The organism is Halorubrum salinarum, from assembly GCF_013267195.1.
GTDB classification, from domain to species: Archaea; Halobacteriota; Halobacteria; order Halobacteriales; family Haloferacaceae; genus Halorubrum; species Halorubrum salinarum.
This window is the reverse complement of sequence record NZ_CP053941.1, coordinates 2,181,225-2,203,984: the sequence shown is the minus strand read 5'-3', so window position 1 is coordinate 2,203,984 and position 22,760 is coordinate 2,181,225. Positions and strand designations below refer to the sequence as shown.

Here is a 22,760-nt window from a genome sequence, read left to right as displayed (position 1 = left end):
ATTTAAAAAATTACTCGGTTTTTTGACTAATTCTTTTTACTCGGCGGTCCGTTAGGCGATCCACGGGCAGATCTGTATGAAACGACGGCAACTGCTGGGCGCTGTCGGTGTGTCGGTGACGGCGTCCCTCGCCGGCTGTTCCACCGAGTGGATCGACGCGGTAGACGATCAGGGGGGCGCGAGCGGCGACGACTCCGCTTCGGAGACGCGTTCACGGCTCTCGACGGGCCTCGCGCGGATCGACATCGACGAGTACGACGCCGAGGCGCTCGTGGTTCGGACGTTCTCGCCGAACGACCTCAGCGGAGTCAAGGAGTCGATGGCGTATCTCAGGCGCCTGGACGCGGCGATCCCAATGTCGCTCGATATCGACCTCGGGTCGCTCGCCGACGCGGTGGTAGTATCGGACGGGACGTTGGTCGAGCTGACGGCCCCCGGTGACGGCTCGTTCGAATCGGCCGTCTCGGGGCTCGAAGGCAGCAGTGAGCAGATCGGCGCGTTCGACCTCTACTCGGTCGACGACGGCGTCGTTGCGATCGACGGTCGTCGGCTGCTACTGGCTCGGGCGGACGACTCGCTCTCGCTTTCGCCGCGGGAATTGGTGCGCCGCGTGATCGAGGGCGAGTCGACTGAGGGTTCGACCGCGACGACGACCGAACGGGCCGCGGTCGAATCGGTCGTCGACGCCGTAGAGGCCGACGCGCTGCGGTCGGTCGCCGTCCCGTTGAACGGAGACGCCTTCGGGCCCGAAACGCGGTTCGTGCCCGGCGCTCGGGCGGCCGCCTGGGGAGTTGCCGTCGGCGATTCGATCGGTGGGCCGAGCGTCGAAACAAAACTGGCCGTCGGATTCCCGGAGGGGGAAGCGTCGACGCGGCCGGTAGTCGACGCGCTCCCCGAAGAGTGGGGAGAACACTATACCGGCGGAGACGACGGAGTGGCCGGTCCCCGCGTTGTCGGGGCCATCGACGAGTCGGAGTTCGTTCACGTGGACGCGGACACGGCGTCGGTCGAGGGGAATACGGTGACCGTGACCGCATCGGGTGACGGAGAGCCCCACGACGGACGCAACCCGTACCTGCGGCCGCGCGGGGTGGACGACCTGCTGATCGTCGAAGTGACGGCGAGGCAGTATGAATTCCGGTTCAGTTACCCGCAGTACGGTGTGACGGGCCGAGAGGAACTCGTCGTCCCCGTTGATCGGCCGGTAGCGTTCGGCCTCAAAAGCGAAGACGTTCACCACAGACTACACGTCCCGGACTCTGACCCCGAACTCGTGTACGACATCTATCCAGGGATCGAGCGGTTCACCGACGTGGTGACACCGAGTGGTTCCGGCGAGTACGCCGGAGTCTGTCGCGAGTACTGCGGTGCGGGCCACACGAACATGGTTACGAACGTGCGGGTGACGGGATCGTCTGCGTTCGACGACTGGATCGGTGCGGCGTAACGCCGTCGGGGAAATACGCCGCCGCTACGAGCCTCCTGATCGGAGGCGGTCGTTCTCAACCGGCTTCTTGCTCGAACGCCCCGACTCCGGCGAGAAGACGTGCCGGACGACGACCTCAGACGATGTCCGGCGTGAACGGGTACGAGTAGACCTGCCCGTCGTTCGCTTTCACCGTCGCGACGAGGACCAAGACCAGGTCGACGATTGCGATGACCGGGAACAGCAGGAGCCCGACGAACACGAAGCTCAGCACGGCGGCGAGCATGAGCGCGGCGAAGACGACGATCTGGAAGTTCAGCGAGTTCTTCGCGTTCTGCTTGACGAGCTCGTCGTCGTCGTCCGCGAGGATCAGGAACAGGATCGGCCCGAGGAAGGAGGCGAACAGCGCCGACGCGTGAGAGAGCGCCGCCAACGTCGTGTCGCCGTCGACGCGACCGTTCCCGGTGTCAGTGGCTGGTGTCGACATAGCGGGAGTTTGGTTTCGTAGCTGAGAGATAAGCTTTGGGAGAGGGCACGCCGCTCGTCGGGAATCCGTCGACCGCCGCCCGCGTCAGTCGGCCGTCGACGCGGCGTCGTCGCCCGTCGCGCCGTCCCCGGCCTCCGCGGGCACGTCGTGGGTCCACCGCGGCTCTATCTCGCGGTTCGCCACCACGATCCGGTCGCCGGCGTCGGTGTCGATCCGCGTCTTCCGGAGTTCGATGGCGGCGACGGTGCCGGTGACGCCCTTCGCCTCGACGCGATAGCCGACGTTGAAGTCGGGGTCGCGCAGGAGGTAGACGCCCGCGACCGTGTCCTCGATCATCTCGGAGAGCGCGTAGGAGACCCCCAGGGCGATGAAGCCGACGGCGGTGCCCAGACTCGCCGCGATGTCGCCCATGCCGAGCACCTTGAGGAACGTGAGCGCGACGCCGAACCAGAGGAAAATGGAGACGAGTGTGACGATCAGGTCGCCGACCAGTTCGCGGTCGCCGACGTACAGCCGCCCGATCGACCGCCGGACGAGCGCGAGGACGACCCGGACCGTGGCGTACGCCAGCGCGAGGAAGATCAGTCCCGAGAGCAGTCGGGGGACCGCGACGACCAGCCCCTCGACGAAGTTCGCGAGCGATCGGGCGGCGAGCGACGAGATCCGCGTCATGCCGACCCGGACGCGCGCCCGGATGGAAAAGGTACGGGGCCGCGACGGGGCCGGTTCGCGTCGGCGGGATCGGTCTCGTTCGGGGGCAGTCACAGCGATCGGGCGCGACGGAGCGACCAGCCCGGTCGACGGCGGACGGGCCGGTCGTCGTCACTCGGCGGTTCCGGCGACCGAGCCCCGGTGACCGTCCCGCTCGTCGGTCGACAGCGCCGCCCGCGCCTCCGCGACCGCGCCGTCGACGCGGCTCCACGCGACCGGCGGCTCGACGGTGCCGAGCTCCGCGTCGAGGGCGTCGAGCCGCGCCGCGAACCGGTCGTCCGGCTCCGGACCGTCGGCGAGCGCCGAGGCGCTCGCGGTCACCTCGGCCGCGAGGCCGTCGAGCCGCGCGTGGACGCCGTCGGGGAAGGCGACGCCGTCGCGCTCGGCCCACGCGCGGAGATCCTCCGCCTCGGCGCGGAGGTCGGCGACGACGAGGTCGAGGACGCGCGCCTGGACGCCCGCGTCGAACCGGCGCTCCGGGTCGGGCGCCTCGGCGGCCCGGAGCCGGTCGACGGTCTCCGCGAGGGACTCGGCGGACTCCTCGGCGGCCTCGACCTCGTCGACGAGGCCGTCGTGGCGGCGGTTCGCGGAAGAGAGCCACGCCTCGAACGCCTCGAGTTCGGTTTCGAGGTCGTGGGCGACCCGGACCACGTCCTGTGCGCCGGTCGTCACCTCGTGGAGGTCGACCGCGGCGCGGTACACGTCCATCGGCGACTCGGGGTCCGCCCTGGCCGCCGCGAGGTCGTCGCCGAGCGCCTTGACCTCCGCCCGGAGGTCGTCGAGCCGCGCCCCGAACGCCCGCCTGCGGACCTCGACGACGTCGAGGTCGGGCGCGTCGTCGGCGGCCGCGGTCGCGTCCTCGTGAGCGCGCGTCGCGAGGTCGACGCGGGTCTCGGCGGTGGCGAGGATCTGCGACACGTCCGTGACGGTCGACTCGAAGGCAGCGGCCGTCACGGTCCCGTCGTCGGTGACGGGGTCGAGCCGACGGCGGATCGACTCCGGATCCGCATCGACTCGATCGGAGACCTCGTCGACAAGTACGTCGACTGAAACGTCTTCTGTCGCGGGTCGAGACATGTCCATCCGTTTTCGACGCGGCGGAGTAATACCTTCGGTCAGATACGTATTTATGCGATAGAAGCCAGTAAAGCGCTATATTTGTCTATATATTCTATTGAACTCGATATTACTAATATGGGATCTACAGACGCCTCTACCCTGCCACGGATACCGACATATCAGAAATATAAACCAGTTTAATACACTACTTCCTGTCTCCACTCGATGTCAGACCGGAACTGGGTCGACGGCGGCGTGTCGCGGCGGAAAGTTCTCATCACGTCCGGGGCGCTCGGGTCCGCCGGATTGGCGGGCTGCGGGGGCAGCAGCGACGGCGGCGACGGGGGTTCGGGCGGCTCCGGCGGTTCCGGCGGCGATGGAAGCGACGGAAGCGACGGCGGCGACGGGGACTCCGGCAGCAGCGACGACAGCTCCGGACAGAGCACGGCGCTGCTCAACGCCGAGGGGTCCTCGACGGTGTACCCCATCTCGAACACGGGCAGCTCCTACTGGAACTCCAACGCGCCGCCGAGCGACGGCGAGTACTGGGGGTCGAACGACGAGGGGTCGGTCCCGGGCTGGAACCAGCTCTCGGCCGACGGCGCGGACGACATGCTCATCGCCGACTACTTCGCGTCGAAGTTCGGCTTCGAGCCGAGCGAGCAGCGCTCCTCGCCGCCGTTCCCGACGACCGTCGGCCTGAGCCACTCGGGCACCGGCTGCGAGGCCGTCACCGAGGGGCTCGTCGACATCGGCAACTCCTCGGGCCCGATCACGGCCGAGCTCGACTGGAGCGAGGAGAAGGCCCAGAGCACGGTCGTCGACAACGTCGTCGGGCGCGACGGCCAGCCGGTCGTTATCAGCTCCGACGTCGCCGACGCCGGCGTCAGTCAGCTGACGGGCGAGGAGATCCGCGCGATCTACCAGGACGAGATCACCAACTGGAGCGAGATCGACGGCGTCGACTACGACCAGGAGATCTACGTCATCGGCCGCGCCGAGGGCTCCGGGACGGACACCTCGTTCCGCCTGAACATGCTCGGTGAGGCCGACGCCTCGATGTCCGGCGTCGACACGCGCTTCGGGCAGAACCAGCAGGTCGCGCAGGCCGTCGCCCAGAACGAGGGCGCCATCGCGTACATGGCGCTCGCGTTCACGGGGCCGGAAGTGACGCCCATCGCGATCGAGTTCGACGGCACGCTGTACGAGACCAGCCGGGACGCGGAGAACACCATCTTCGACAGCGAGTACCCGCTGAACCGCGACCTCCACATGTACACGCTCATCGAGGAGGACAACCCCGACGGCGGCGGGTACGACCCGCGCGAGGCGGCGTTCGTCAACATGTTCCTCAACGAGTTCGGCCAGAGCGTCTTCGTCGAGGGGAACAACTACATCCCGCTCCCGACCAGCGACCTCGAAGCGATGAAAGAGAAGGTCTCGGCGGTCGCCACCGAGGACCTCATCTCGCCGTAACGGACCGGAGTCCGGTCCTCGATCGCGCCACGGGTCGCCGGTTCACCGGCTGACCCCGCCGTTACACCCCGAAACACACGTTCACAATGAACTCCACTTCTGCGAGAGACGCCACGCACAGATGACACCGCTAACAGACCCATGTCGTCGGTAGGCCGACTCCGCGGGCGCGCGAGTCGGGCGCTCGGCGAGCAGCTGCGACGGCTCAGCGAGTTCGTCGACGACACCGAACCCCCGGCGCTGGCGATCGTCGCGACGATGACGCTGTCGCTTTTCGCCACGCTCGTCGGGTTCCTCGCCGTCTCCGACCTGACGATCGTGCCCTTCGTCGTCTTCCTCGGCGCCGCGGGGATCGGCTGGTTCCGGTATCAGGAGGAGACGGCGTACACCGTCGCGCTGATGATGACGGCCTCGACGATCCTCATCCTCGGCCTGATCATCGTGTTCATCTTCCGGGAGTCGATCCCGGTGATCCGGTACGAGAGCGCGACGGTGTTCGGCGTCACCGTCCCCGGGATCCGGATGTTCATCCAGCCGAACTGGGACGCCGTCTCGCCGCCGATCCGGTACTCGATGGTCCCGATGATCCACGGGACGGTGATGGTGACGCTCATCGCGTCGGCCGTCGCCGCGCCGCTCGGGGTCTCGGCGGCGCTGTTCCTCTCCGAGATCGCCCCGCCGACCGTCCGCGAGGTCGTCAAGCCCGGCGTCGAGATCCTCGCCGGGGTCCCCTCGATCGTCTACGGGTTCATCGGGTTCACCGTGCTCGGCCCGTGGGCCTCGGACCAGTTCCAGACCACCGGGCAGGGGTCGTACCTGTTCGTCGGGATCGTCGTCGGCCTGATGGCGCTGCCGACGGTCGTCTCCGTCGCGGAGGACGCGCTGAGCAGCGTCCCCGAGTCGATGAAGAGCGGCTCGCTGGCGATGGGCACGACCGACTGGCAGACGATGACCTCGATCACGCTCCCGGCGGCGTTCTCCGGCGTGTCGGCCGCGGTCCTGCTCGGCGTCGGCCGCGCCATCGGCGAGACGATGGCCGCCACGGTGATGCTCCGCGGCGTGCCGCGGCTCACGGACCCGCTCGTCAACGTCTTCTACGGCCAGGAGACGCTGACCTCGATCATCGCGCGGAACTACGGGGAGGCGGACGGGCTCCAGATGGACGCCCTGTTCGTCGCGGGCGTCATCCTGTTCGTCACCGTCCTCGTCATCTCGATCGGCGCGCAGTACATCGAGTGGCGGATGCACAAGCGGCTCGGGGGTGAGGTCTGATGGCCGGTGCCAACGAGACCGACGCGAAGCTCGTCGAGTCCGAGACCACCGAGACGGACGCGGTCGCCGGGGTGGCGGTCGGCCTCTCGGCGGTCCTGTTCGCCCTCGCGGTCGCGGCGCTGTTCGAGCGCGTCAGCCTCACCGGCTCGCTGTTCGGCGTCCGGACCGTGACGCTGCTCGGGGGGCTCCTGACCGCCCTCGGCGTCGCGGTGGTCGCCTTCGGCGCCGGGTCGCGGCTCGGCTACGTCGAGACCGACCCGGACCCGAGCGCCGGGCTCGTCGCGGGCTTCGGCGCCGCGGTCCCGTGGGTCGCCGTCGGCGGGGGCGTCGCGAGTCAGACGCTCGGCCTCGGCACCGCCGGCGGCGCCGTCGCCGGGATCGCCGCCGGCGGCGTCGCGTTCGCACTCACCGTGCTCCCGCGGGAGGACCTCGGGTCGACGCTCCCGCTCGGGAGCCTCCTCGCGCTGACCGGGCTCGTGTTCCTGACCGGCGTCATCGGTCCGGAGTGGGTGTGGGAGCTCGACTGGGCCCAGCAGGCCGCGATCACCGCCGAGTTCCTCATCCCCGCGTCGACGCTGTTCGCCGCCCTGTACGGCGGGTGGGCGTCGGCGAAGGCGTACGGCGGCTTCGGCGCTCGGGGGCGGCACATGGGCGCGTACGTCCTCGTCTACCTGAACGCGGTCTCCATCGTCGCCTTCCTCTTCATCCTCGTCGCCTTCGTGGTCGTTCAGGGGCTCCCCGGCCTGCTGAACGGCGCCGAGTTCGGCTTCGGGACCGGACCGGAGACGACGATCCTCGGCGCGTCGGTCACCCTCCCGGCGTCGGTCCCGTTCGTGATGAACGGCGTCGCGCTGTTCAACGACTTCCAGGGCGTGTTGCCGGCCATCGTCGGCACGCTGTGGCTCGTCGCCGGGGCCGTCGTGCTCGCCGTCCCGCTCGGCGTCGGCGCGGCCGTCTTCCTCACCGAGTACGCCGACCGCGGCCGGTTCACGCAGGTCGTCGAGATCGCCACCAACGGGCTGTGGAGCACCCCGAGCATCGTCTTCGGCCTGTTCGGGTTCGCGTTCCTCGTCCCGCGGTTCGGCAACGGGAAGTCGCTGCTCTCGGGGATGATCACGCTCGGGTTCATGCTGCTCCCGCTCGTCGTCATCACCTCCCGCGAGGCGATGCTCTCGGTCCCCGACGAGTACCGCGACGCGAGCGCCGCCCTCGGCGTGTCGAAGTGGCAGACGATCCGCAGCGTCGTCCTCCCGGCGGCGCTCCCGGGCGTCGTCACCGGCGTCATCCTCGGCGTCGGTCGCATCGCCGGCGAGACGGCGCCGATCCTGCTGACGATGGCCGGCGGGACGTTCCTCCCGGGCTCGCAGACGGCCGACGTCCTCGGCAGCTTCCAGTTCACGACGGCGCCGCCGTTCGTGGCGAACCCGGCGCTGATGGAGGCCACGTCTGCGCTCCCGTACCAGCTGTACGCCCTCATCGCGGCCGGCGTCGGCGCGAGCAGCAACGTCGGCAACGCGGACGAGTTCCGGTGGGCGACGGCGCTGGTCCTGCTCGTCGTCGTCCTCTCCTTCTACGCGATCGGCATCGCGACGCGCTACTACTTCCGGCGGCGGCTCAAGCACACCTGATCACCGATGAGCGAGAACACGACACCACAGACCCAGACCACGACCGCGGCGGCGGAGAGCGACCAACCACTCACGACGACCGCCGGCGAGACCGCCGAGCAGACGCGGTCGGAGTGGACCGACTACGAGTTCCCGGGCGACGCGAAGATGGCCGTCGAGGACCTCCACGTCCACTACGGCGACGACCACGCGCTGAAGGGCGTCTCGATGGAGATCCCCGAGAAGAGCGTCACCGCGCTGATCGGCCCCTCCGGCTGCGGGAAGTCGACGTTCCTCCGGTGTCTCAACCGGATGAACGACCGCGTCAGCTCCGCCCGGATCGACGGGTCGGTGAAGCTGGACGGACAGGAGATATACCAGGACGGCGTCAACCTCGTCGAGCTCCGAAAGCGGGTCGGGATGGTGTTCCAGTCCCCGAACCCGTTCCCGAAGTCGATCCGCGAGAACATCGCCTACGGGCCGGAGAAGCACGGCGACCTCGACACGGGCCTCCTCGCGCGGCTGCTGAACCGGAGCGACGCCGAGGAGCGCGACGAGCTGGTCGAGCGCTGCCTCCGCGACGCGGCGCTGTGGGACGAGGTGAGCGACCGACTCGACGACAACGCGCTCGGCCTCTCGGGCGGCCAACAGCAGCGCCTCTGTATCGGCCGGTGCCTCTCCGTCGACCCGGAGGTCATCCTGATGGACGAGCCCGCGTCGGCGCTGGACCCGATCGCCACCGCGAAGATCGAGGACCTGATCGACGACCTCGCGGAGGAGTACACCGTCGTCATCGTCACGCACAACATGCAACAGGCCGCGCGCATCTCCGACCAGACGGCGGTGTTTCTCACGGGCGGCGAGCTGGTCGAGTACGGCGACACGGACCAGGTGTTCGAGGACCCCCACAGCGAGCGCGTGGAGGACTACATCACCGGCAAGTTCGGGTGACTCCGATGCCACGAGAACGGTACCGCGACTCGCTCGACGAGCTCCGGTCGGACGTGCTCGCGATGGGCGACCTGGTGACGGAGCGGCTCGGAGACAGCCTGGAGGCCGTCGAGACCCGGGACGAGTCGCTGGCGCGGGCCGTCGCCGAAGGCGACGACGAGGTCAACGAGACGTACCTCGCCCTGGAGGACCGCTGCGTCGACCTCTTCGCCCTCCAGCAGCCGGTCGCCGGCGACCTCCGGTTCGTCACCGCCTCGTTCAAGATCATCACCGACTTAGAGCGGATCGGCGACCTCGCGGTGAACCTCGCGAACTACTCGCTGGCGGCGCGGGAGACGGTCGCCCCCGAGGTGGCGGTCGACGCGATCGGCGCGGCGGCGCTCGATCTCCTCGAACGGAGCCTCGCGGCCTACGAGACCGGCGACGCCGCGGCGTGTCGGGCCGTGGCCGCCGGCGACGACGAGGTGGACGCGCTCTGCCAGCGCGCGAGCGAGAGCGTCACCCGCGAGCTGATCGCCGAGACCGACGACGACGGGTGGGCGGCCGAGCGGCTGTTGGACGACGTGTCGCGGGTGCTGTTGACGGTCAGGGACTTGGAGCGAGTCGGCGACCACGCGGTGAACATCGCGGCGCGAACCCTGTACATGGTCGAGAACGACCCGGAACTACTCTACTGAGCATGGAAACCCGTAAGGTCCAGACCGTCGGAAACGGAACGTACACCGTCTCGCTGCCGAAGGAGTGGGCGGAGTCGCAGGGCGTCACCGCCGGCGACACCGTGAGCCTCCACGACCACATCGACGGCGTGCTGGCGGTCCAGACGCCGGAGGGCTGCGACGCCGACGCGCCGGCCGCCGGCCGGATCGAGTCGACCGATCCGGAGGTGATCGCGCGGGCGCTGCGAGCGGCCTACGCCGCCGGTCTCCGAGAGGTCACGGTCGAGCGCAACGGGCCGCTCACCTCGGCGCAGCGGCGCGTCGTCGAGCGGACCGCCCGGGGTCGCATCGGGATGTCCGTGGCCGCGGAGTCCGAGACGGAGACGACGGTGCGGATCATGCTGGACTCGGAGGAGGTCTCCGTGAGCCAGTCGCTCCGCCAGCTGTCGTTCACCGCGCGCTCGATCCACGCGGACGCCGTCGAGGCGCTCGCGGCGGCGCCCGACGAGTCGCCGGTCGGCTCCCGAGACGACCAGGTCGAGCGCCTCGCGGCGATGGTCGAGCGGTCCGTGTCGCGGGGGGCGGCTGACCTGAGCGAGGTCGACGCGCTCGGCGCGACGCGGCCGGAGCTGTTCGAGTCGTGGACCGCGATGCGCGAGCTCCGCCGGTTCGGGGACGCCGCGTCGGAGATCGGCGCCGCCGCCGCCGCGCTCGACGAGCCGCCGGACGGGCCGCCGCTGGAGGCGTTCCGCGAGGTCGGCCGAACGGTCCGCGAGGTCGTCGTCGACGGGGTGGGCGTGGCCCTCGGCGACGAGCCCGTCGCCGTCGCTCGGGACGCGGTCGTCGCCGCCCGCGAGGCGCGCGAGCGGATCGACTCCTTCGACCGGCGGTTGGACGAGGCGGGGGCGAGCGCCGCGGAGCTGCGATGGGCCTCGCGCGCGCTCCGGCGGACCGCTGAGCGCGCGGGCGACGTGGCCGAGGTCGGGCTCCGGCGGGCGGTCCGGTGCGGCGAGCCGGTCCGCGACGCGGAGTAGCGGCGCGACCGCGGAACGCGCCGCTCCGGCAAGCGCAACGACTGTAAGCCCGCGGAGCGACCGTCGTCGTATGACCGTTTGCGAGGCGCCGGGGAAGGTGTACCTCTTCGGCGAACACGCCGTCGTCTACGGCGAGCCGGCCGTGCCGGCGGCCATCGAGCGACGCGCCGCGGTGACCGCCGAGCCGCGCGCGGACGACCACGTGCGCGTCGAGGCGGAAGACCTCTCCTTGGACGGGTTCACCGTGGAGTACTCCGGGGGGACGAGCGACCGCCCGGACGTGGACGTGCCGACGCCGCTCGTCGAGGCCGCGATGGGGTACGTCGACGCCGCCGTCGAGCAGGCGCGCGACGCGGCGGACGCCCCCGACGCCGGCTTCGACATCACCGTGGAGAGCGACATCCCGCTGGGCGCGGGGCTGGGGTCGTCCGCGGCGGTGGTCGTGGCCGGCATCGACGCCGCGACGCGCGCGCTCGGCGAGCCGCTCGACCGCCGCGAGCTCGCCGAGCGGGCGTATCGGGCCGAGTTCGAGGTCCAGGACGGGCAGGCCTCCAGGGCGGACACCTTCTGTTCGACGATGGGCGGCGCGGTCCGGGTCGAGGGCGACGACTGCGAGCCGATCGACGCCCCAAACCTCCCATTCGTCGTCGGCTTCGACGGCGGCGCGGGGGACACGGGTGAACTGGTCGCCGGGGTCCGCGCGCTCCGCGCGGAACACGAGTTCGCGGCGGACACCGTCGAGTCCGTCGGCGACCTCGTCCGGGAGGGCGAGCGGCTCCTCGCCGACGCCGACCCCGAGAGCGATCCCGACCCGGAGCTGCTCGCGGCGCTGGGCGAGCTGATGGACTTCAACCACGGGCTGCTCGCGGCGCTGGGAGTCTCCGCCCGGTCGCTCGACGCGATGGTGTGGGCCGCTCGGGACGCGGGCGCGCACGGCGCGAAGCTCACCGGCGCGGGGGGCGGCGGCTGTATCGTCGCGCTCGACGAGAGCGACGCGACGGAGACCGCGCTCTCGTTCACCCAGGGCTGCGAGGAGGCGTTCCGCGCCGAGCTGGCGACCGAGGGCGTCCGGGTGGTGGAGCCGTGACGGGCCCCGGCGCGGCGAGGGGCGGTGCGGACGACGCGGACGACGCCGCCGACTCCGAAGCCGGCGCGCCGCCGGTCGTCCTCAAGCTCGGCGGCAGCCTGATCACCGAGAAGGACCGGCCCGAGACCCTCGACGGCGACGCGCTCGACGCCGCCTGCGACGCGGTGGCCGACGCGCTCGCGGCGGGCGACGTCGACCGGCTCGCGGTCGTCCACGGCGGCGGGAGCTTCGGGCACCACCACGCCAGCGAACACGGCGTGTCGACGACGGCCGGCACGCGCGACGCGGACGCGGTGGCGGCGGTCCACGGCGCGATGAAGCGGCTGAACGCGCACGTGTTGGACCGGCTCCGGGAGCGGGGCGTGCCCGCGGTGCCCGTTCACCCGCTGTCACTCGCGGCGCGGGCGGCGGGGACGGGCGGCGACCTCGATCTCCCGCTCGGGTCGACGGCGACGCTCCTCGGCGAGGGGTTCGTCCCGGTCCTCCACGGCGACGGCGTGGCGACGGCGGGCGACGGGGTGACGGTCGTCTCGGGCGACGAGCTGGTCGTCGAGCTCGCGGCGGGGCTCGGCGCGCGCCGAGTCGGCGTCTGCTCGACGGTGCCCGGCGTCCTCGACGGCGACGGCGACGTGATCGACGCGATCGACGAGTTCGAGGCGGTCGCGGACGCGCTCGGCGCGAGCGACGCCACCGACGTGTCGGGCGGGATGGCCGCGAAGGTGCGCGAGCTGCTCGCGCTCGACGCGCCGGCGCACGTGTTCGGCGCGGAGGGGCTGGCGCCGTTCCTGCGCGGCGAGGACGCCGGGACCCGGATCGACTGACCTGGCGACCGCGGTCGCGCCGGGAACGGCGGCGCGCCCGGGTACAGAACCCTTATTCGACCCACGGCCCTCCCCTTGGGCATGAACGAATCGGACGTGCGGGAGCGGCTCGCGGACGTGCGCGACCCGGACCTCGGCGGCGACATCGTCTCGCTCGGGCTGGTGAACGACGTCGCGGTCGCGGACGGGACCGCCCGGATCTCGCTCGCGCTCGGCGCCCCCTTCTCGCCGACCGAGTCGGCCATCGCCGACGACGTGCGCGACGCGCTCGCGGACACCGGCCTCGACGTGGAGCTGTCGGCGTCGATCCCCGACGACCTCTCGGCCGACGAGCAGGTCCTGCCGGGCGTCCAGAACGTGATCGCGGTCGCCTCGGGGAAGGGCGGCGTCGGGAAGTCGACCGTCGCGGTGAACCTCGCGGCCGGGCTCTCGGCGCTCGGCGCCCGCGTCGGCCTGTTCGACGCCGACGTGTACGGGCCGAACGTGCCCCGGATGGTGTCGGCGGAACAGCGGCCGGAGACGGACGGCGAGACGATCGTCCCCCCCGAGCGGTTCGGGGTGAAGCTGATGAGCATGGACTTCCTCACGGGCGAGGACGACCCCGTGATCTGGCGCGGCCCGATGGTCCACAAGATCATCACCCAGCTCGTCGAGGACGTGGAGTGGGGCGACCTCGACTACCTCGTGATGGACCTCCCGCCGGGCACCGGCGACACGCAGCTCACCATCCTCCAGACGCTGCCGCTGACGGGGGCGGTGATCGTCACGACGCCGCAGGACGTGGCCCTCGACGACGCGGTGAAGGGGCTCCGGATGTTCGGCAAACACGACACGAACGTCCTCGGCATCGCGGAGAACATGGCCGGCTTCCGCTGTCCCGACTGCGGCGGCTTCCACGAGATATTCGGCTCCGGCGGCGGGAAGGGGCTCGCGCAGGAGCACGACCTCCCGTTCCTCGGCGGCATCCCGCTCGACCCCGACGTGCGCACCGGCGGCGACGACGGCGAGCCGGTCGTCTTGGAGGACGGCGAGACCGCGGACGCGTTCAAGGTGCTCGTCGAGAACGTCGCGAACAACGCCGGCGTCGTGCGCCGCCGCGGGGTGGGCGAGGGCCGATGACCGACGCGGACGACGACGACGGCGGAATGGCTTCGGACGGCGCCGCGAGCGGTGACGACCGCGAGGACCCCCTCGCGGCCGCCGGCGTCGATCCGGTCGTGCCGGAGGACGCGGGGGGCGGCGAGTTCGCCGCGGACGAGGAGGTCCGCGAGTTCCTCCGCGAGGTCGCCGAGGACGTGCGGGGAGACAGCTCCGAGAGCAAGCAGCTCTCGGCGATACTCTACCGCGTGTCGGACCTGTACGACGCCGGCGAGGAGACCTCTCCCGAGGAGATATACCTCAACGTCCGGCACATCATGCGGATCAAGTCGGAAGGCGGGCTGCGTCGCTGAGCCGGTCGGGCCCGCGGTCGGCGGTCGGTGCCCGCTCTCCTCCGCCCGTTAGTCGTCCGAACGGGCCGCCGCGGGGTCGATCGGCCGCTCGTCGAGCGGGGTCGCGTCGTCGGCGACCCCCGCGAGGCCGAGGCGGTCGAGCGTCTCTGGCGTCGGGAGGCCGCGCTCGCCCCACCCCCGCGCGGCGTAGTAGCGGTCCAGCAGGCGGTCGAAGGCGTCGGCGTCGACCCCGGGCGTCCCGTCCGCGGCGGGCGTGCGGAGCGGCTCGGGGAGCGCGTCGTCCGCGCGGTCGAACCCCTCGCGGGCGTTGAACAGCCGCGCGAGCGTCCAGATCCGCTCGCCGGTCCCCGCGAGCGCGTCGACCGGGTCGTCCGCGGCGTCGTCGTCGCGCCCGGCGGGGTCGACCGCGGGGTGGTCGACCGCCGCGAGCCACTCCGCACCGAGGTCGGCCCAGACCGCTTCCCCGACGAAGTCGTCGACGACGAGGCTCCACAGCACGGAGCGGGCGTTCTGCTCGCCCACCACGTCCCGCACCTGATCGGCGGGAGAACGGTCCGGACGGGCGAGGGGCTCGGTGTCCTGCGGCCGCGCCCGGCGGTGGCACGCGCCGCGGTCGCTCGTCGCGTACGCGAGCGCGACCCCGACGGCGGCGCGGGGGTCGAACCCCGGCAGCGCCATCGACTTCACCGTGGGCACGAGGGCCGCGCCGCCGAACCGGTCGACGGCGGCGTCGATCCCGTCGGCGAGCGCGTCCGGCAGGTCCGGGTCGACGGCGAGTCCCGACGACGGCTCGCGGGCCGCGATCGACTCCAGCAGCCGCTCCGCGCCGTCGGCGTCGCCGAACGAGACGGGACAGTCGACGACCCCCGCTTCGCCCGCGCGGACCGCCCACGCGACCGCGTTGCCCGCGCCGATCACGTCGAGACCGAGCCGGTCGCAGAGCCCGCAGAGCTCCACGACGCGGTCGAAGTCGTCGATCCCGAGCCCCGCGCCGAGCGTGATCGGCGCCGCGCCGCGCGGGACCACCTCGCCGTCAGGGGTGTCGATCCGGAAGCCGCCTGAGACGGTCTGATCCTCGCCCTCCCGCCCCGTTGCGCGCTCCAGCGCGGCCTCGACGCCGATGTCGTCGGCGCCGTCGAAGCCGGTCGCCGTCCACCCCTCCGCCGCGAGGATCCCGACCTCGTCGGCGTAGTCGACCGTCTCGACCGTCTCGCCCGCGGCCTGCCACTCGCCGGTCGGGTCGCGGCCGTACGCCGCGGCGTCGCGGTCGCGGAGCGCGGCGAGGTCGTCCGGCACCGCGGGCGGCGGGTCGCGCGCGACGATCGCCTTCAGCCGCTTCGAGCCCATCACCGCGCCGGCGCCGCCGCGGCCGGCGTGGTGGTCGCCGCCGTCGCTCGCGACCGTCGCGTAGGCCGCCCCGCGCTCGCCCGCCGGGCCGACGCAGGCCACGCCGGCGTCCGGGAACCGCGCGGCCGTCTCGGCGGCGTCGTCGCCCCACGCGTCGCTCGGCTCGATCCGTGCGCGCCCGCCTTCGACCTCGATTCGCACCGGGCGGTCCGCGGCGCCCGTCACGAGCAGGCCGAGGCAGTCGCCGAGCGACCCCGCGAGGCGGTCGGCGAAGTCGCCGCCGGCGTACGAGTCGAGGAACCCGCCGGTGAGCGGCGACTTCGTCACGGCGGCGTAGCGCGTCTCGCCCGGGAGGTAGCCCGCGAGCGGCCCGACGAAGAGCGCGAGGACGTTCCCCGGGCCGGTCGGGTCCGTCCCCGGCGACAGCTCCTCGTAGAGGTAGCGCGCGCCCAGCCCCTTCCCGCCGACGTAGTCGCGCCGCCACCCCTCGGGGACGCGCTCGCGGGCGGTCTCGCCCGCAGAGAGGTCGACCCGGAGGACGCGGGTGCGGCTCCGACTCATTCAGGCGCTCTGCGCGGCGGAGACGTATCAATCTGTTCGCCGCGCGGGTTGAGGCCCGCCCGACCGCCTCCCGCTCGCCCCACCGTTAGAGTGACCCCGGCGGCGGGCGAACGACCGGGCATGGACCTGACGACCGCGCTCGACGCCCGCGACGCGACCGTCTGCGTCGTCGGCGCGGGCGGCAAGAAGTCGACGCTGTTCGCGCTCGCCGACCGGCTCGACCGGGCGGTCGTGACCGCGAGCGTCCGGATACCGATCTTCGACGACCGGGTCGCCGCGGTGCGCGTGACCGAGGACCCCGTGGCCGCGCTCGACGAGGCCGAGGAGGCCGACTGGCCGCTGGGGCTGGTCCCCGAGCGCGACCGGTCGGACCGATACCTCGGGTACGACACCGCGACCGTCGCGGAGGTCGCCGACGCCGCGCCCGGTGCGACGCTGGTGAAGGCCGACGGGGCGCGCCTCCGCGAGTTCAAGGCCCCCGGCGAGCGCGAGCCGCAGATCCCGTCGAACGCGGACGTCGTCGTCCCGATCGCGAGCGCGCACGTCGTCGGCGAGCCGCTCACCGACGACCTCGTCCACCGGCCGGAGGAGGTCGCCGCGATCACCGGTCGCGAGGTGGGATCGGAGATCCACCCCGCCGACGTGGCGACCGTCCTCGCGAGCCCGGCCGGCGGGCTGAAGGGCGTGCCCAGCGGCGCGACCGCGATCCCGGTCGTGAACAAGGTCGACGACGACGCGGACGCCGCCGCGGCGCGGGCGGTCGCCGGGGAGATCCTCTATCGCGCCGACGTGCCGCGCGTCCTCCTCACGCGCCTGATCGCGGGCGACCCGGTGGTCGAGGTCGTCGAGTAACGCTACGGGCTCCCCCCGGAGACCCCCTCGAACGACCGCCACAGCGCCCGGTACAGCGTCCACGCGTCGACGCCGGTCCGGTCCATCACGGCCCGGCAGGCGTCGTCGAACCGCCGGTAGTCGGCCGCCGACGGCGGGTCCGGATAGTCGCCGTCGAGCTCGCCGGCCGCGACCAGCACCGCCCAGGTCCGGCGGTCGATCGCGACGAACCGCGAGGGCGCGAGGAACTGGCAGAAGGCGGACGCGACCGCGACGTCGACGCCGCCGAGCGCGGTGAGCGCCGAGAGGGCGGCGTCGACGTCGCGGTCCCCGTCGGCGGGGGCGTCGGAGCCTTCGTCGGACGGGGCGTCCCCATCGGGGTCCCCGGCGTCGAGCGCGTCGAGCGCGGCGTCGAGCGCGTCGATCACGTCGCCGAAGTCGTTGTCGCGGAAGGCGTCCTCGCGCTCCCGCCGCTCCCGGTCCGGGTACTCGCCGAGGTACCGCCGGAAGTACCACCGGACGATCCACTGGGCGTCGCGGCGGCCGTACTCGTCGCCCGCGAACGTCTTCGGGACCGTCTCGACGTGCTGGCGTTCCACGTCGTACAGCGGCTCCGTCTCCGCGTACGCCCGTGCGCGGTCCCGCACGGTCGACTCGCTCAGGTCCATCGCCTCGCGGTACGGCGGTGGGACGGATGAACGTTCCCCGACCCACCCGATCGATCGTTTCATACAGCCGTGGTCACTGGTAGCACACATGACAGACGCGCGCATCCCGGTCACCGTCCTCAGCGGTTACCTCGGCGCCGGGAAGACAACGCTCGTGAACCACCTCCTCTCGAACCCGGGGGACCGGCGGATCGCCGTCATCTTGAACGACATGGGCGAGGTGAACGTCGACGCCGAGAAGATCGCCCGCGAGAACGACGAAGAGGGGGTCGTCGACCTCTCGAACGGCTGTATCTGCTGTCGGCTTCAGGACGACCTGCTCTCGGAGGCCGCGGCCCTGGCCGATTCCCGGGAGTTCGACTACCTCCTCGTGGAGTCGTCGGGCATCTCGGAGCCGGTGCCGATCGCGCGGGCGTTCACGGAGGGCACCGACGACAGCGACGTCGACCCGCGGGAGCGGTTCCGGCTGGACACGATGGTGACCGTCCTCGACGCGTACGGCTTCTGGAAGGAGTTCGACGCGGGCGAGACGCTGCCGGGGGGCGCACAGCCGGAGACGGACCGCCCGCTCGCGGACGTGCTCGTCGAGGGGATCGAGTTCTGCGACGTTCTCCTCGTGAACAAGACCGACATGGTCCCCGACGACGTGCTCGACCGGATCGAGTCGGTCGCGGAGCGGCTGGGACCGAGGGCGAAGCGGATCCGGACCACCTACTCGGCGGTCGACCCGGACGAGGTGCTCGACACCGGCCGGTTCGACTTCGCGGCGGCGAAGGGGTCGGCGGGGTGGAAGCGCGCCATCGCCGACGAGGAGGCGGACGGTCACGACCACGACGGGGACGGAGGAGGAGCTCATGAGGGTGACGGAGGCGGCGGCCACGACCACGCGCATCCGGAGGGCGCCGCCGCGGCCCACGGAGTCGGGTCGTTCGTCTACCGGTCGAGTGACCCCCTCGACCCGGGCGGGCTCGCCGAGTGGCTGGACGACTGGGACGGGTCGATCGTCCGGGCGAAGGGCGTGGTCCGCGTCGCCGGCACCGACGAGGTGATCGGCGTGAGCCAGGCCGGCCCGTCGGTCCAAGCCGGACCGATCGGCGAGTGGGGCCCCGACGACGACCGCCGGACGCGGCTGGTGTTCATCGGCGAGGACCTCGACGAGGCGCGGATCCGCGAGGAGTTGGGCGGGCTGGCGGCGGACGAGGGCGGGCCGACGGCGGACCCCGGTGCGGTGTTCCCAATTTAGATTCCCAGTTCGCTCCGGAGGTCGTCCCACTCGTCGTGGAACCCGTGGGTCGACTCCGTCTCCGCGCCGACCGCCGACTGGTACGTCTCGTCGTACTTCAGGAGCTCCCCCCACCCGTCGTGGAAGGCCCAGTTACAGTACTGACACATGGCCGTCACCACGCCCCGGAGTGACATACCCGTTTCGCCGGGACGGGTCCGACCGCCTCACTCTGCGGCGGGCCTCGCGCGGCGGCCGTCGACAGCCTGAACCCTGGTGAGTGCGTACACGACTCAGACGCGGGCGCGACCCGAGTCGACGGAGCATCAAATGCCGACCTACAGACGCGGCGGCCACGTCCGCGGCGACGACGACGGAGTGGAACGGGAGTGCGACCTCTGCGACTGGCACTGCGTGGCTGACTCGTACCCGGCGCTCGTCCGGGAGTACCAAGCGCACCTCCGGAGCGACCACCCGAAGGCGTGGCTCAGGGCGTGACGGCGGGCGCGGAAAAATAGCGGTTCTCGGGGCGCGACGCGGTCGGTCTCAGGGCTCTAACAGGACCTTCGTGACGCCCTCCTCGCGGGCGTCGAACGCCTCGTACATCTCCGGCGCGTCTTCGAGGTCGACCCGGTGGGAGACGACCCAGCTCGGGTCGGCGCGGCCCTCGATGATCATGTCGCGCAGGTACCGGTTGTACTCCTTGACGTTACACTGGCCGGTGCCGCACTTGAGCCCCTTCTCGAAGAACTTCCCGAAGTCGATGCCGAGCCGCCCCTGCGCGGCCATGTCGTCGGGCGCACCGGGGTCCTCCGGGACGTACAGGCCGGGGATCCCCAGTTCGCCGGTCGGCCGGACCACCCGGATCAGGTTGTTGATCACGACCGCGGGATTCTCCTTGGCCGGCTGGTAGGAGTAGTCCTCGGTCTCAGTGTCGACGTCGTCGGGGTCCGTCGCTTGGTAGCCGACGGCGTCGACCCCCTTGTCGACCATGCCGCCGTGCTCCTCGATGATCTGGTCGACGGGGTCGCCCTCCGAGAAGTCGATGGCGTGGGCGTCGCAGTGCTCCTCCGCGAGCTCCAGTCGGCTCGGTACCTGGTCGACGACGTATATCTCGGCGGCGCCCTTGATCTTCGCGCTGTAGGCGGCCATCAGTCCGACCGGACCGGCGCCGAAGATGGCGACCGACTCCCCGGGCTGGAGGTTCGCCAGTTCGGTGCCGTGCCAGCCCGTCGGGAAGATGTCTGCGAGCAGCGAGAACGCGTCCTCGTGTTCGCGTCCTTCGGGGAGCTTCAGGGCGTTGTGGTCGGCGTACGGGACGCGAAGCTTCTCGGCCTGTCCGCCCGGATAGGGGCCCATGGCGACGTAGCCGTACGCGCCGCCCGCGAAGCCGGGATTGACGTTGGTACAGAAGCCGGTGAACCCCTCCTCGCAGTTCTGACAGAAGCCGCAGGAGACGTTGAACGGCATGACGACGCGGTCGCCCTCCTCCAGCGTCGATACGGCGTCGCCCACCTCGCTGACGATCCCCATGTTCTCGTGACCGAAGACGATCCCCTCCTCGGCCGCGGTCCGCCCCTCGTACATGTGGAGGTCCGACCCGCAGATACAGGAGGTCGTGATGTCGACCACGACGTCGTTCGGGTGTTCGATCTCCGGTTCGTCCACGTCCTCGACGGCCACTTCGTACGGGCCTTGATAAACAACTGCTCTCATGTTGATCCCAATTGTAACGTGTTAACAATCCGTAGTAAATGTTTTTCCATTATAATTATGCTTAGCAATTTTGAAACGCCGGCTGTTAACGAGGGTTGTACGGCAGCGGACGGCGCGGCGACCGGACTCCGCGCGTTCGGCGACGCTGGGGCTCCAGCCCACCGGTACACTGATGGACGCCGACGATAGATCGTGTGGTATGAACACACACGGGGGCGGTGAGACGGATGTCCAGTGAACCGGACAACGCGACGAAGACGATCTGCCCGTACTGCGGCGTGGGGTGCGGGATCCGCGTGCTCGAAGGCGACGAGCCGGGCGAGATGCGCTTCATGCCGTGGGGCGACGCGCCGGTGAACGAGGGGAGCGTCTGTATCAAGGGCGGCGCGGCGACGCAGGTCGTCGACCACGAGGACCGGCTGACGGAGCCGCTGATCAAGGAAAACGGCGAGTTCCGCGAGGCGACCTGGGAGGAGGCGCTCGGCCGCGTCGTCGACGAGATGAGGTCGATCCGCGAGGAGCACGGTCCGGACGGGATGGGATTCTTCGGCTCCTCGAAGACGTTCAACGAGGAGAACTACCTCATCCAGAAGCTGGCGCGCCGGTACGGGACGAATCAGGTGGACAACTGCACGCGGATGTGCCACGCCTCCACCGTCTGGGCGCTTCGCACCAGCCTCGGCATGGGCGCGATGACGAACAGCATGGCCGACTTGGAGGACTCGGCGGACGTGCTGTGGATCCAGGGCGCGAACCCCGGCGAGCAGCACCCGATCGCCAACAGCCAGTACTTCCGGCAGGCCGTCCTGGAGGGCGCGACCGTCATCCAGGTCGACCCGCACGCGAACAAGACCACCCGGTCGTTCGAGATCGACGAGACCGACCGGCACATGCACCTCCAGCTGAAGCCCGGCACCGACATCCCGCTCCTGAACGTCGTCCTCAAGACGATCTTGGACCGTCACGAGGAAGAGCCCGACGCGGGCTGGATCGACGAGGAATTCGTCGAGGAGCGCACGAAGGGGTTCGACCACCTGAAGGAGACGCTCGCGGACTTCGACGTGGAAGCGGCCGCCGAGGAGTGCGGCGTCCCGCTGGAGGACATCGAACTCGCCGCCGAGAAGTACGCGATGGCGAACGACGCCGCCATCTTCACCGGGATGGGGATGAGCCAGCACACCTGCGGCGTCGATAACGTCCAGAACGAGATCAACCTCGCGCTGGTCACGGGGAACCTCGGCCGGCCCGGCACCGGCGTCAACCCCCTGCGCGGGCAGAACAACGTCCAGGGCACCTGCGACGTGGGCGCGATGCCGAACGTGCTCCCGGGGTACCAGCTCGTCGACGACGACGAGGCGCGCGAGAGCGTCGAGGAGGTGTGGGGCTTCGAGGTCCCGGAAGAGCCCGGGCTGACGAACGTCGAGATATCCCACGCGATCGGCGACACCGTCCACGGGCTCTACGTCATGGGGGAGAACCCGATCATGAGCGAGCCCGACGGCAACGAGACGGAGCGCCGCTTCCGCGAGGAGCTCGACTTCATGGTGGTCCAGGACATCTTCATGACCGAGACCGCCGAGCTCGCGGACGTGGTCCTCCCGGCGACGACGTGGGCCGAGCGCGACGGCACCGTCACCAACACCGACCGCCGCGTCCAGCGCATGCGCGGCGTCCACAAGGTCCACGAGAACACGCGCCACGACCTCGACATCCTCTGTGAGGTCGGGACGCGGCTGTTCGACGGCGACGAGTTCGACTTCGACGGGCCTGAGGAGGTGTTCGAGGAGCTGCGCGAGGTCTGCCCGATCATGCACGGGATGACCTACGACGCGCTCGGCGAGGCCGGGATCCACTGGCCCTGCTACGAGGAGGGCGACGAGGGCGACTCGTTCCTCTACGAGGACTCCTTCGAGACCGACGACGGCCTCGGCCGCATCGAGGGCGTCGTCCACCAGGAGCCGAAGGAGACCCCCGACGAGGAGTACCCGCTCGTGTTGACCACGGCGCGGCTCGAAGAGCACTACAACACCGGGACGATGAGCCGCCGCTCGCCCACGCTCTCGAAGCAGCACCCGGAGAACTTCGTCGACGTCCACCCGAACGACGCCGAGCGGTACGGCATCGAGGACGGCGACCACGTGACGCTGAAGTCCCGGCGCGGCGAGATCACCGTCCGCGCCGACGTGACCGAGGACATCAAGGAGGGCGTCGTCTGGACCACGCCGCACTTCGCGGCCGCGTCCGCGAACCGCCTCACCAACGACGTGCTCGACGAGCGCGCCAAGATTCCGGAGTACAAGGCCGCCTCGGCAGAGATCGAGGTCGGCATCGAGCCCGCGGGCGACGGCGCCGCGTCCGCCGACGACTGAGCGGCGTC

At 70.9% G+C, this 22,760-nt stretch carries 22 protein-coding genes; 15 read left to right on the top strand and 7 right to left on the bottom strand.

The features are described 5' to 3' along the window. Positions 1-76: 76 nt before the first annotated feature. Entirely contained in the window at positions 77-1,447 is a 1,371-nt protein-coding gene (locus HPS36_RS11250; RefSeq protein ID WP_173230207.1) for a cupredoxin domain-containing protein, read from the top strand. A 115-nt stretch (positions 1,448-1,562) separates the two neighbouring features. On the opposite strand, the gene HPS36_RS11245 is transcribed toward HPS36_RS11250, so the two are convergent. The 3 genes from HPS36_RS11245 to HPS36_RS11235 form a co-directional block, all read right to left on the bottom strand. Next, positions 1,563-1,913: a DUF4870 domain-containing protein gene (locus HPS36_RS11245; RefSeq protein ID WP_173230206.1), complete on the bottom strand. Its 351-nt coding sequence runs from the start codon at positions 1,911-1,913 to the stop codon at positions 1,563-1,565. 84 nt (positions 1,914-1,997) lie between these two features. Next, a complete protein-coding gene (locus tag HPS36_RS11240) occupies positions 1,998-2,585 on the bottom strand; it encodes a mechanosensitive ion channel domain-containing protein (RefSeq protein WP_121562534.1) in 588 nt (195 codons plus the stop codon). Between the two features lie 150 nt (positions 2,586-2,735). Next, the gene (locus HPS36_RS11235) at positions 2,736-3,701 is read right to left on the bottom strand and encodes a halo transducer protein (RefSeq protein WP_173230205.1); all 966 of its coding nucleotides are present in this window, start codon (positions 3,699-3,701) and stop codon (positions 2,736-2,738) included. Between the two features lie 207 nt (positions 3,702-3,908). On the opposite strand from HPS36_RS11235, the gene HPS36_RS11230 reads away from it, so the two are divergent. The 10 genes from HPS36_RS11230 (at position 3,909) to HPS36_RS11185 (ending at position 14,038) form a co-directional block, all read left to right on the top strand. Beyond that, positions 3,909-5,159, top strand: coding sequence for a PstS family phosphate ABC transporter substrate-binding protein (locus tag HPS36_RS11230; protein WP_173230204.1), 1,251 nt, complete (start codon positions 3,909-3,911; stop codon positions 5,157-5,159). A gap of 141 nt (positions 5,160-5,300) precedes the next feature. Then, positions 5,301-6,431 (top strand): phosphate ABC transporter permease subunit PstC, encoded by a 1,131-nt coding sequence (pstC, locus tag HPS36_RS11225; RefSeq protein WP_173230203.1) that lies wholly within the window; start codon positions 5,301-5,303, stop codon positions 6,429-6,431. After that, positions 6,431-8,059 (top strand): phosphate ABC transporter permease PstA, encoded by a 1,629-nt coding sequence (pstA, locus tag HPS36_RS11220; RefSeq protein ID WP_173230202.1) that lies wholly within the window; start codon positions 6,431-6,433, stop codon positions 8,057-8,059. The genes pstC and pstA overlap by 1 nt, the downstream gene beginning before the upstream one ends. Before the next feature lie 6 nt (positions 8,060-8,065). After that, positions 8,066-8,989, top strand: coding sequence for a phosphate ABC transporter ATP-binding protein PstB (pstB, locus tag HPS36_RS11215; RefSeq protein WP_173230201.1), 924 nt, complete (start codon positions 8,066-8,068; stop codon positions 8,987-8,989). 5 nt (positions 8,990-8,994) lie between these two features. After that, on the top strand, positions 8,995-9,666 hold the full coding sequence (phoU, locus tag HPS36_RS11210; RefSeq protein WP_173230200.1) for a phosphate signaling complex protein PhoU: 672 nt from the start codon (positions 8,995-8,997) through the stop codon (positions 9,664-9,666). Between the two features lie 2 nt (positions 9,667-9,668). Beyond that, positions 9,669-10,679 carry an AbrB/MazE/SpoVT family DNA-binding domain-containing protein gene (locus tag HPS36_RS11205; RefSeq protein WP_173230199.1) on the top strand — a complete coding sequence of 337 codons (1,011 nt, stop codon included), beginning with the start codon at positions 9,669-9,671 and terminating at the stop codon, positions 10,677-10,679. A gap of 70 nt (positions 10,680-10,749) precedes the next feature. Further along, positions 10,750-11,766, top strand: coding sequence for a mevalonate kinase (gene mvk / locus HPS36_RS11200; protein WP_173230198.1), 1,017 nt, complete (start codon positions 10,750-10,752; stop codon positions 11,764-11,766). Further along, entirely contained in the window at positions 11,763-12,587 is an 825-nt protein-coding gene (locus tag HPS36_RS11195) for an isopentenyl phosphate kinase (RefSeq protein ID WP_173230197.1), read from the top strand. The genes mvk and HPS36_RS11195 overlap by 4 nt, the downstream gene beginning before the upstream one ends. Positions 12,588-12,668: 81 nt before the next feature. Further along, positions 12,669-13,706 (top strand): Mrp/NBP35 family ATP-binding protein, encoded by a 1,038-nt coding sequence (locus HPS36_RS11190; protein WP_173230196.1) that lies wholly within the window; start codon positions 12,669-12,671, stop codon positions 13,704-13,706. After that, positions 13,703-14,038: a hypothetical protein gene (locus HPS36_RS11185; RefSeq protein ID WP_137715871.1), complete on the top strand. Its 336-nt coding sequence runs from the start codon at positions 13,703-13,705 to the stop codon at positions 14,036-14,038. Before HPS36_RS11190 ends, HPS36_RS11185 begins: the two co-directional genes overlap by 4 nt. A gap of 48 nt (positions 14,039-14,086) precedes the next feature. Here HPS36_RS11185 and HPS36_RS11180 read toward each other — a convergent pair whose 3' ends face one another. Continuing rightward, positions 14,087-15,946 carry an aldehyde ferredoxin oxidoreductase family protein gene (locus HPS36_RS11180; RefSeq protein ID WP_173230195.1) on the bottom strand — a complete coding sequence of 620 codons (1,860 nt, stop codon included), beginning with the start codon at positions 15,944-15,946 and terminating at the stop codon, positions 14,087-14,089. A gap of 120 nt (positions 15,947-16,066) precedes the next feature. Here HPS36_RS11180 and yqeC point away from each other — a divergent pair, with 120 nt between their 5' ends. Continuing rightward, positions 16,067-16,798: a selenium cofactor biosynthesis protein YqeC gene (yqeC, locus tag HPS36_RS11175; RefSeq protein ID WP_173230194.1), complete on the top strand. Its 732-nt coding sequence runs from the start codon at positions 16,067-16,069 to the stop codon at positions 16,796-16,798. A gap of 2 nt (positions 16,799-16,800) precedes the next feature. Here the strand turns inward: yqeC and HPS36_RS11170 are convergent, their stop codons facing one another. After that, positions 16,801-17,445: a hypothetical protein gene (locus tag HPS36_RS11170; protein ID WP_173230817.1), complete on the bottom strand. Its 645-nt coding sequence runs from the start codon at positions 17,443-17,445 to the stop codon at positions 16,801-16,803. An 88-nt stretch (positions 17,446-17,533) separates the two neighbouring features. Between HPS36_RS11170 and HPS36_RS11165 the strand changes: the two genes are divergently transcribed. Further along, on the top strand, positions 17,534-18,688 hold the full coding sequence (locus HPS36_RS11165) for a CobW family GTP-binding protein (RefSeq protein ID WP_173230193.1): 1,155 nt from the start codon (positions 17,534-17,536) through the stop codon (positions 18,686-18,688). Here HPS36_RS11165 and HPS36_RS11160 read toward each other — a convergent pair. Next, positions 18,685-18,837, bottom strand: a complete 153-nt coding sequence (locus HPS36_RS11160) for a hypothetical protein (RefSeq protein ID WP_166377178.1) — start codon at positions 18,835-18,837, stop codon at positions 18,685-18,687. The two genes, HPS36_RS11165 and HPS36_RS11160, sit on opposite strands and share 4 nt — an antisense overlap. A gap of 160 nt (positions 18,838-18,997) precedes the next feature. Between HPS36_RS11160 and HPS36_RS11155 the strand changes: the two genes are divergently transcribed. Beyond that, entirely contained in the window at positions 18,998-19,165 is a 168-nt protein-coding gene (locus tag HPS36_RS11155) for a hypothetical protein (protein WP_173230192.1), read from the top strand. Between the two features lie 48 nt (positions 19,166-19,213). Here the strand turns inward: HPS36_RS11155 and HPS36_RS11150 are convergent, their stop codons facing one another. Beyond that, the gene (locus tag HPS36_RS11150) at positions 19,214-20,383 is read right to left on the bottom strand and encodes a glutathione-independent formaldehyde dehydrogenase (RefSeq protein WP_137715866.1); all 1,170 of its coding nucleotides are present in this window, start codon (positions 20,381-20,383) and stop codon (positions 19,214-19,216) included. Positions 20,384-20,610: 227 nt separating this feature from the next. Here HPS36_RS11150 and fdhF point away from each other — a divergent pair, with 227 nt between their 5' ends. Next, positions 20,611-22,752, top strand: a complete 2,142-nt coding sequence (gene fdhF / locus HPS36_RS11145) for a formate dehydrogenase subunit alpha (RefSeq protein ID WP_173230191.1) — start codon at positions 20,611-20,613, stop codon at positions 22,750-22,752. The last annotated feature ends 8 nt before the right edge of the window (positions 22,753-22,760 follow it).

Coding starts and splice junctions, on each gene's coding strand:
- HPS36_RS11155 (WP_173230192.1), top strand. CDS start 18,998: ATGCCGACCTACAGACGCGGCGGCCACGTCCGCGGCGACGACGACGGA.
- pstB (WP_173230201.1), top strand. CDS start 8,066: ATGAGCGAGAACACGACACCACAGACCCAGACCACGACCGCGGCGGCG.
- HPS36_RS11185 (WP_137715871.1), top strand. CDS start 13,703: ATGACCGACGCGGACGACGACGACGGCGGAATGGCTTCGGACGGCGCC.
- HPS36_RS11235 (WP_173230205.1), bottom strand. CDS start 3,701: ATGTCTCGACCCGCGACAGAAGACGTTTCAGTCGACGTACTTGTCGAC.
- HPS36_RS11240 (WP_121562534.1), bottom strand. CDS start 2,585: ATGACGCGGATCTCGTCGCTCGCCGCCCGATCGCTCGCGAACTTCGTC.
- HPS36_RS11165 (WP_173230193.1), top strand. CDS start 17,534: ATGACAGACGCGCGCATCCCGGTCACCGTCCTCAGCGGTTACCTCGGC.
- pstC (WP_173230203.1), top strand. CDS start 5,301: ATGTCGTCGGTAGGCCGACTCCGCGGGCGCGCGAGTCGGGCGCTCGGC.
- phoU (WP_173230200.1), top strand. CDS start 8,995: ATGCCACGAGAACGGTACCGCGACTCGCTCGACGAGCTCCGGTCGGAC.
- pstA (WP_173230202.1), top strand. CDS start 6,431: ATGGCCGGTGCCAACGAGACCGACGCGAAGCTCGTCGAGTCCGAGACC.
- mvk (WP_173230198.1), top strand. CDS start 10,750: ATGACCGTTTGCGAGGCGCCGGGGAAGGTGTACCTCTTCGGCGAACAC.
- yqeC (WP_173230194.1), top strand. CDS start 16,067: ATGGACCTGACGACCGCGCTCGACGCCCGCGACGCGACCGTCTGCGTC.
- HPS36_RS11150 (WP_137715866.1), bottom strand. CDS start 20,383: ATGAGAGCAGTTGTTTATCAAGGCCCGTACGAAGTGGCCGTCGAGGAC.
- HPS36_RS11205 (WP_173230199.1), top strand. CDS start 9,669: ATGGAAACCCGTAAGGTCCAGACCGTCGGAAACGGAACGTACACCGTC.
- HPS36_RS11190 (WP_173230196.1), top strand. CDS start 12,669: ATGAACGAATCGGACGTGCGGGAGCGGCTCGCGGACGTGCGCGACCCG.
- HPS36_RS11245 (WP_173230206.1), bottom strand. CDS start 1,913: ATGTCGACACCAGCCACTGACACCGGGAACGGTCGCGTCGACGGCGAC.
- HPS36_RS11250 (WP_173230207.1), top strand. CDS start 77: ATGAAACGACGGCAACTGCTGGGCGCTGTCGGTGTGTCGGTGACGGCG.
- HPS36_RS11230 (WP_173230204.1), top strand. CDS start 3,909: ATGTCAGACCGGAACTGGGTCGACGGCGGCGTGTCGCGGCGGAAAGTT.
- fdhF (WP_173230191.1), top strand. CDS start 20,611: ATGTCCAGTGAACCGGACAACGCGACGAAGACGATCTGCCCGTACTGC.
- HPS36_RS11170 (WP_173230817.1), bottom strand. CDS start 17,445: ATGGACCTGAGCGAGTCGACCGTGCGGGACCGCGCACGGGCGTACGCG.
- HPS36_RS11180 (WP_173230195.1), bottom strand. CDS start 15,946: ATGAGTCGGAGCCGCACCCGCGTCCTCCGGGTCGACCTCTCTGCGGGC.
- HPS36_RS11160 (WP_166377178.1), bottom strand. CDS start 18,837: ATGTGTCAGTACTGTAACTGGGCCTTCCACGACGGGTGGGGGGAGCTC.